Source organism: uncultured Acinetobacter sp. (genome assembly GCF_947626835.1).
In the GTDB taxonomy this organism is placed as follows: domain Bacteria; phylum Pseudomonadota; class Gammaproteobacteria; order Pseudomonadales; family Moraxellaceae; genus Acinetobacter.
Genome location: NZ_CANQTS010000048.1, coordinates 1 through 8,439, shown reverse-complemented (window position 1 = coordinate 8,439; position 8,439 = coordinate 1). Strand labels below are relative to the sequence as shown.

Annotated in this window: 8 protein-coding genes and 1 pseudogene; 4 read left to right on the top strand and 5 right to left on the bottom strand. The window is 38.3% G+C overall.

Annotation, left to right across the window (positions count from 1 at the left end; translation table 11 throughout):
* Positions 1–801, top strand: a pseudogene (locus Q0Z55_RS12185) (hypothetical protein); the annotation flags it as partial.
* A 316-nt stretch (positions 802–1,117) separates the two neighbouring features.
* Here Q0Z55_RS12185 and Q0Z55_RS12180 read toward each other — a convergent pair.
* The 3 genes from Q0Z55_RS12180 to Q0Z55_RS12170 form a co-directional block, all read right to left on the bottom strand.
* A complete protein-coding gene (locus Q0Z55_RS12180) occupies positions 1,118–2,551 on the bottom strand; it encodes a PLP-dependent aminotransferase family protein (RefSeq protein WP_297429127.1) in 1,434 nt (477 codons plus the stop codon).
* Between the two features lie 57 nt (positions 2,552–2,608).
* Complete coding sequence (locus Q0Z55_RS12175; protein ID WP_297429125.1) at positions 2,609–2,764, bottom strand: hypothetical protein; 156 nt, start codon at positions 2,762–2,764, stop codon at positions 2,609–2,611.
* A gap of 113 nt (positions 2,765–2,877) precedes the next feature.
* On the bottom strand, positions 2,878–3,504 hold the full coding sequence (locus tag Q0Z55_RS12170) for a TetR/AcrR family transcriptional regulator (RefSeq protein WP_297429122.1): 627 nt from the start codon (positions 3,502–3,504) through the stop codon (positions 2,878–2,880).
* 280 nt (positions 3,505–3,784) lie between these two features.
* Here Q0Z55_RS12170 and Q0Z55_RS12165 point away from each other — a divergent pair, with 280 nt between their 5' ends.
* Positions 3,785–4,129, top strand: coding sequence for a hypothetical protein (locus Q0Z55_RS12165; RefSeq protein WP_297429120.1), 345 nt, complete (start codon positions 3,785–3,787; stop codon positions 4,127–4,129).
* A gap of 143 nt (positions 4,130–4,272) precedes the next feature.
* Here the strand turns inward: Q0Z55_RS12165 and Q0Z55_RS12160 are convergent, their stop codons facing one another.
* Positions 4,273–4,767, bottom strand: coding sequence for a lipocalin family protein (locus Q0Z55_RS12160; protein WP_297429117.1), 495 nt, complete (start codon positions 4,765–4,767; stop codon positions 4,273–4,275).
* Between the two features lie 327 nt (positions 4,768–5,094).
* Between Q0Z55_RS12160 and Q0Z55_RS12155 the strand changes: the two genes are divergently transcribed.
* Together Q0Z55_RS12155 and Q0Z55_RS12150 are read left to right on the top strand one after the other, a co-directional pair.
* Positions 5,095–6,354, top strand: coding sequence for a putative DNA modification/repair radical SAM protein (locus Q0Z55_RS12155; protein ID WP_297429114.1), 1,260 nt, complete (start codon positions 5,095–5,097; stop codon positions 6,352–6,354).
* Positions 6,351–7,130, top strand: a complete 780-nt coding sequence (locus Q0Z55_RS12150) for a TIGR03915 family putative DNA repair protein (protein WP_297429132.1) — start codon at positions 6,351–6,353, stop codon at positions 7,128–7,130. Before Q0Z55_RS12155 ends, Q0Z55_RS12150 begins: the two co-directional genes overlap by 4 nt.
* A gap of 132 nt (positions 7,131–7,262) precedes the next feature.
* Here the strand turns inward: Q0Z55_RS12150 and Q0Z55_RS12145 are convergent, their stop codons facing one another.
* A complete protein-coding gene (locus Q0Z55_RS12145) occupies positions 7,263–8,351 on the bottom strand; it encodes a tyrosine-type recombinase/integrase (RefSeq protein WP_366806917.1) in 1,089 nt (362 codons plus the stop codon).
* Positions 8,352–8,439 lie beyond the last annotated feature (88 nt).

The window sequence follows — 8,439 nt, the reverse complement described above, 5'->3', positions numbered from 1 at the left end:
TTATTACCACTGGATTTAGTGACCAATTTGGTAGGCGGTTTAACCAGCGGTCTATTATCGCTTGATTTAGCAGATGGGCTATTGGGCGGTTTAAGCGGTGGTTTACTTCCACTGGATCTAGTCACCAACTTACTGGGTGGTTTAACAGGTGGTTTGTTGTCGCTTGATTTGGTAACGAATTTAGTGGGTGGTTTAACCAACGGTCTATTATCGCTTGATCTAGTTACTGATCTTGTTGGTGGTTTAACTGGAGGTTTACTGTCACTCAATATTGTGACCGATTTAGTCGGTGGTTTAACGAGTGGTTCATTGTCTTTAGATGTAGTGACTGACTTAGTGGGTGGTTTAACCAGCGGTGTATTATCACTTGATGCAGTAACAAACTTACTAGGTGGTTTGACCGATGGTCTATTAGGTGGCTTGCTCGGTGGTCTTAATGGTAATGCCGATGCAGATAGTTCGAATGGTTTAGGTGATCTTTTAGGCAATTTACTAGGTAATTCAAATTCAGGTAATGGCTTATTAGGTGGCTTGTTGGGGGGTGTAACAGCTGTACCAACCGCACTCGCCATCGAATTAGATCAACCTATGATTGAGCAAGATGCGCTTGATATTGTAGCAAGTCTTGTCGAGACACCAGAAGTTGATGTAGGTATTGTTGAACCTTTGATCACTGAAGATGGGGTAACCATTGAAATTGCACTAACATCAACAGTTACTGCTCATCTAGATCCGGTGATTTCGTTGAATCCATCACCTGTATTGGATAGTTTATTAGACAATCAACCTCATTTAATCTAATTGAATATAATTAGAATTAAATTTTAGTTCAGCAATCGTCCATCTTTAGGGGTGGACGATTTCTTTTATTTATCCTGTCTGTGAATCGGCTAATCAGTTCATCAAAACGTAATCTATAATTGATATTCTTTGGATTAAGCCTAAGCTTTGACTTAAGCTGTAATAACAACGAAACATGCATCACTCACCTGCTGTATAGCAGGTTTTTCTTTTGGTTTTAAGTCTTTAATGTTTTAAAAAGTTTCGCAGCGAAATATGCGGCACTAAAATGCTCACATGACATTTTAAAATTTAAGCATAACGACAAGATGATGCTTTAAAGATCCACTGTAAATGTAGCGGATTCAAGATGTGTTTGAATCACTTGAATCATGCTATCAAGTGCTTGTTTGAGCTGTTCATTCCATGAAAATGAACAATTGATGCGCAGACCTTGGCGTTGCTCCGAAAAAATGCAAAATAAACGACTTGGCGCAACCGATATACCTTGCTGAATTAAATTTTCATAGATGCTCATACTATCTATATGCGCGGGTAGCTTAATCCATAAAAAATAACCGCTGTGGTAGTAGTAAATATCACAGCCTTTAGGTAGGTTTTGCTCTAAGTATTTAAAAAATAATTTCTTCTGCTTTTCTAAATTTTTACGCAATTGGCGCAAATGTTTTTCATAGTGGTGTTTAGCAATAAATTCGACCAAGGCCTGTTGTAATAAGCTATTGGCAGAAATGGTACTCATCAGTTGTAAATGCTGAATTTTGGCAGAAAAAGCACCAGCATGCACCCATCCTAGACGAAAACTGGCACCTAAAGTTTTGGAAAAGGAGGAACAATGTAAGACCCAATTGCCTAAGTCAAAATATTTCATTGGTAAAGGACGATGCTGAGAAAAGTATAATTCTTCATACACATCATCTTCAATTAAATACACTTGATGTTGGTGAATTAATGTCGCAATTTTTTTCTTAATCTCATTGCTTACATTAAAGCCAATCGGGTTATGGCTATTAAGCATCAGCCAACACACTTTGATAGGATATTGCTGTAAAATTTGGATAAAACTATCTAAATCAAAACCGTGAATTGGGTGTTCTGGCAGTGTAATGACCTTTAAGCCTAGCCGTTCAGCAGCCTGCCAAGCACCATAAAAAATATGTTGCTGCAAGATGATGTAGTCGCCCGGTTGAGCGACTGCTTGTAAAGCAAGGTTTAGGGCATCTAAGCAACCTGAGGTAATCACAATATCATCAGCATGCGCATGTACGCCATGCATATGATAGCGTTGCGCAATCAGTTGGCGTAAAGCCAATTTACCTGGCGGTAAACTCTCATTTTGGCTATAACTACTCGGTTCACGTGCCAGTTGAGCCATAATTTGAATCAATTTTTTATTACATACCAACTCATCGGCTGGAAAAGCAGAACCAAGCGCAATCATGTGACTAGATTGAATAGATTTTAAATATTCAAATACCAAAGAGTTAATGGAGACATCTTCATGTAGCGCAACGCATGTCGTGCAAGATAAAGCCAGATCATCATGTAAAGGGGTGACAAAATAACCTGATTTTTCTTTAGCATAAACCAAACCTTGTGCCTCTAAGCTTTGGTAGGCATTCATCACCGTCATTAAGCTTAAGCCTGTGTCGGCTGCTTGATCGCGTAAAGAGGGAAGTTTTTGATGTGCGGTAAAAGAATGATTTTCAATCAAAATACGAATGTTATGTGCCAGTTGTTCAGCTTTATACATGTGTGATCCACAACCAAAAGCGAAACATAATCCATGATGTTTCGCTTTTTATAATATTTAAAAACCCATATCGGCATTAACTGCAAAAACTACTCCAATACAAAATAGGCTACAGTAGATAAAAAACCAAAGTAACATACGTTTAAATGCTTTATCTGAAATTGAGCTGTCAGCATATTTAGGTGCAGTAGGTTTGGATGGTTGTTCTTGCATCTGTTATCTCACATTCAAGGATAAAAGGAATATAGACATCATGCAAAAATTTACATCTAAATGTTAGATACAGAAAAAACCAAAAAAACTATAACAGATATGCTGAAAATCAGTTAAATTTGACTAAAATGATCGGATTTTGGTACAGAATATGCAGGTTTGAGTTTAAAAAAATCAACATTCCGTATAATAAAATCAACTCTTGCTTGAATGATCATGTCATTGATAGGTTGTTGTAATAAGCAGGTCTGTGTAAATAAAGGTCCAAAAATTTCACTAAACACCAAATCTTGATCATAATGTTCAGGCCATTCATTACGCCCAATTGCAGATTGAAAAATCTGCTCAGCAATTTTTTGGCGTTCTTGCCATAAGGCAAGGTTGATGTGTTTTAAATTGGGGTCAAAGGCAAGCATCATCAGGCTTTTACCAATTTGCGTTTGTAATAGCTGTGCAATTGCATGTAGATAATGCTGAAGATCATCAACTAAACTCCCACTATTAATTACATTTAATTGGCTATGTGCAAATTCTTTGATGGCATCAATCATTAAGGCTTCACGAGTTGGCCAGCGTCTATAAATGGTGGTTTCATGCACGTTAGCACGTTGTGCAATCTGCCCAATGCTAAAGCCAACATAGCCTTGTTCGACCAATTCAAATAAAGCCTGAGTCAATACATCTTGACGTACCCGTGCACTACGTCCACCTGTGCGTTTTTTTATAGAAATTACGGTCATAACATGTCTAAAAAATCATAAAGGGATAATGGTTGAGTGTACAAAAAATCAGCGCGATTATTCAACTCAATTAAAGCAAGATATATTGCTTTTAATAGTGAATAGGCTCTTTTGCCAGCACATACACTGTCAAATACTAAAATCGCCATAAAATAATGGCATTTTAAAATTTAAGCTGATTTTACATACAATGATCTATGTATAGGCAAGTAAAAGTGTAAACGGTCATGATATTTTGTTTATACTGCAACTTGTTTAGACCAAGTAAGAAAGCCTTGTCATGCATAAAGATGTGATTGAAGAACAAAAATTGGTATGTGAGCAATATGGCTCTGCTTATCGCGCTGTGAGTGATGAAGACGTTATTGCGATTGCTGTGGGATCTTTAAAAGAAGAAACCATTGTTGGTATTCGCCATTTGCCAAATAGCGATGGGATTGCTTGGTTTATTTATGGTGGTGAATTACAAGATGCTGATGACTTTTTCCAAAGCATGACCGTTAAAGAGCTCGAAGATGTTTTTCCTGAAGCCTTGCCATTTTTAGCTTTAGAAACCGGCTATCGCTTTTTGATTGATCACGAAGAATACGAAGATGTATGGCGTGAAGGCGAACTCGATATTTAATTTTTATAGTTTATCTTGAGCTCACAGCGGTGGGCTTTTTTATCTTTATACAGCCCAAATGTGTTGAGCTGTATAATATCTGCAGTTATCTGTAAATGAATAATGATCAGGCTACAAGCTTAAAATCACATTAAACAAGGTGGCTAAAGCGCTGCAGTATCACGTCCTGTGTGCACGGTATGAATAAGATCATCCAGTTGATAACCTAAACTTTGCGCATAAGCCAAATATTCTGCTTTAACATCGTCATTTAAATGTACATCACGATGTAACAACCATAAATATTTCTGGTAAGGTTCGCCCACTAAAGCGGTACGATAATCGGCATCAATTTTAAGCACCCAATAATCGCCTTTAGTAAAAGGAATCCAACGTAGGCCTTCAGGTAAAAAGCTCACCTCAAGTTTGCCTTGGCTTGCATCAACTACGGTTGCTTCACCAATCGATTCATCTAATTCACCGTGAGCATCTAAACAACGATTTTGTACACAAATTTTTCCATCGTCTTGCAATGAGTATTGAGCAGAAATATCAGTACTATCTTCAGGTTGGTGTTTCATCGGTAAGCGGGCAATCTCATACCATGTCCCTAAATAACGCTTAAGTTCGAAATTTTGAACGGTTGTAATCTCTGACATTTTATTATCCTATGTGTTATAGCTGTGCATTGATTAAAGCCCAGTTATAGGTTTAACACCTTAATCAATTTGTGCAGGTTATGTTGGTTTATGTGACTGTTTGAGTTGGGTCAGACTATAAATTTTTAAAGCCAATTTTTCAAAAACGGATAAGCTATAGTACTGATATAGCGACAATTGAGCTCTAAAATTTTTAAAAGGTTCAGGCCATTTATAACAGTGATTTTCCAAAACAGTACGACATTGCTTGTCGTACAGATGATGGTGTTTATTGTGTGAATATTGAGCAAAAGCTATCATGGCGTTTTGCTTCTTTTATCTCTGTCTATGTCTGATCGTATTCGTGAAAAACTGCAAATTTTGGCTGATGCTGCCAAGTATGATGTATCTTGTTCATCAAGTGGGAGTAAACGCCAAAACAAAGATAAGGGCTTGGGCAATACAGGCAATGGTATTTGTCATAGCTATACCGAAGATGGGCGCTGTGTCTCTTTGCTGAAAATTTTATTTTCCAATGTCTGCATTTATGACTGTGCCTATTGTGTGTCACGGCGTTCCAATGACGTGAAACGGGCTGCCTTCACCGTGCAAGAAGTGGTGGATTTGACCATCAATTTTTATCGTCGTAATTATATTGAAGGTTTATTTTTAAGTTCAGGAATTTTTAAATCTGCTGATTACACCATGGAGCGTATGCTGCAGGTGGTTAAAAAACTACGCCTTGAAGAAAACTTTAATGGCTATATTCACTTAAAAACCATTCCCGGTGCATCACCTGAAATTATTCAAGAAGCGGGTTTATATGTTGATCGTATGAGCATTAATCTTGAAATGCCAACCGAAGAAGGTTTACAGAAGTTTGCACCAGAAAAAAACCATGCCGAAGTGCAAAAAGACCTTGGCATTGTCAGAGATCGTCTGATTGAACTCAAAGATGAGCGTAAATTGATTAAGAGCGTACCTACATTTGTTCCGGCAGGCCAAACCACGCAAATGGTGGTAGGTGCGCATAGCGAAACCGATAAAGACATTATTTTAATGGCAGATCGTCATTACAAAGAGTTTAAACTTAAACGTGTCTATTACTCAGGTTATATTCCAATTAACGAAGAAGAAAAGAGCTTGCCTATGGTTGGCTCGGCACCGCCTTTGTTGCGTGAAAATCGTCTGTATCAAAGCGATTGGTTGATGCGTTTTTATGGCTTTGAGGCCAATGAGTTGGTGGATGATGAACATCCAAATTTAGATTTAGATGTCGATCCAAAATTGGGTTGGGCCTTACGTCATCCTGAGTGCTTTCCGGTGGATATTAACCGTGCAGATTACAAGATGATTTTAAGAGTACCCGGTATTGGTGTACGTTCGGCTAAAAAAATTGTTGCAGCACGGCGTTTTGGTCCCATTCGTATTGATCAACTCAAACGTATGGGGGTTGCTTATAACCGTGCTCAGCATTTTATCCGTTGTGTAGATAGTCCAAAATTTGCCAAAGAACAGCAGTCTGGGCAGATTCGTCAACATATTTTACGGGCGGGTCAATCTAAATATACACAGCAACTTTCACCACAATTAGGCTTTGGTTTCTGATGATTTACGTGTTTGACGGTACGATGACAGGCTTACTCAGTTGCGTATTTCGCGCATTTTCATTTAAGCAATTTGATGTGCGCATTACTCAAGATGCAAACAGCCAAAACGGCTTATTTGATGAGATGATTATCGTGCCTTCTAACAATCAACATGCACAACGTGTGTGGACGGCACTGAAGCGTAAAGTGTCGAGTAATTCGCTGCGGCATTTTTACTATAGTTTTTTATCTGAACAGGATCCAGCGTTTAACCATATGTTTGGCTTTGCTTGTTATGTGTTTCAAAAGCAGTATCGTGTTGATCAAGACTATGGTCATGTCGATGTTCTCGGTATCAGCCAATGGGCCAAACAAGTAGGCCGTGAAAAGCACCGTATGGAGGCTTTTGTACGCTTTAAAAAATGCCAAGATAGACTGTTTTTGAGCTTGGTGAAGCCAGATTTTAATGTGTTGCCAATTATCACGCGACATTTTAAACAACGTTACCAAGATCAACGTTGGTTGATTTATGATGAACAACGTCAATATGGTATTTATTATGATTTAAATGAGGTTCATCAAGTGAAGATGAATCCGCAAGCCATTGATCAACATATTGATACAGGATTTAGTCAAGATTTTATGATTGAGCTGGATGACGAAGAGGTCTTGTATGATCAACTCTGGAAGGACTACTTTAATAGTGTCAATATTGAAGCACGTAAAAACTTAAAATTGCATATTCAATATGTACCAAAACGTTATTGGCGTTATATGAATGAAAAGGAAATTTAGATTGCATTAAGTTGTTGATTTTTAAGTACATTAAGTAAAATTTTGATCAAAATTTGATGTACTTATGGTGCATATGGTACTTATAGAAATCAATAACTTAGCATAGGGTTTTGCAGCCAATTTTGGGCTATTTTAGCCAAATGGCAGGCTAATTCCGATGTCTGCATCGTTCCACATAATCTCATGTCCAGACTCATAATGTTGTGTCATATTTTGGGTGCTATGACCTGCTAAAGTTTGCGCAGATTTGCCGACTTTCTTATGTAAGAAAATCGCTAAAGCACGAATCTCATGAAAAGAGGGCTGTTGCTTGTCGGTCAGCTCAGGATAAGCATTCACTCGACGTGATGTTTCAATAAAACTCTCAGAGAGGTTAGTCGGGAGTACTTGAGTCCAATGTTCTTTACCAACGACCTTTTTATGCTTATTTGCCTTATGCACAATAAAAGGACTGTCTAGGCTATCTTTACAGCGATCTAGGACAGTTTGAAGCTCTGCATTAATTTTGATACGTACATAACCTGCGCCCTCAGAGATTTCAAACTCATCTAAAGCCTTTTTAGTGGTTTTCTTTTGGATAACGTGTAAATAGCCGTCTTTAATATCTGACCATTTCATATTACAGATGTCTACGCGGCGTTGAGTCGTCAGCATGGCCAAATCAATTGCATTTTTTAGCCATGGTTCGGCTGCATCGCGAATCTTGGTTAATCCCTCGAGCGTATGGCGTTTACGCTGTTTAAGTACTTGGCGTTTTAATGTGATTTTTGCAGGGTTGTCTACACAGATACCTTTACTAATCGCCACATCAAAAATATTAGACAGTAGGTTGCGCGACATATTTGCCGATGACGCTGGTATCCCATCTAAATAGTCATTCACCATGCGCAGCGTGATGGTATCAATCGGCTTGTCACCCCATTTGCTGTGCATACGTTGTAATTGAGATGTGTAATTCTCTAGCGTATGTTTGGCTAAAGGGCGACCATCTTTTAAACGCTTATTCTTGAGATATTCTTCAGAAAAATCACGGAACCTGACGTTTTCGCTGTCACCCAATACTTTGGCGACCAGATCTTCATTGGGAATGAGAAGCTCATTCAATTTACGTGCTGCTTGCACAGCTTTGAGCTTATCTGTGCCCATGCCATGGAATTTACCCGTAATTGGATGCCGGTAACGCCAAGACTCTCCATCACCTCGATAAAGGTTAGTGGGAATATCTTGATTACCTGGCAGAGTAAAACTTGAAGTGCGACATAAACCACCTAATTAATTTAAAGGGTTTATGGAGTATATAAAATTGTCA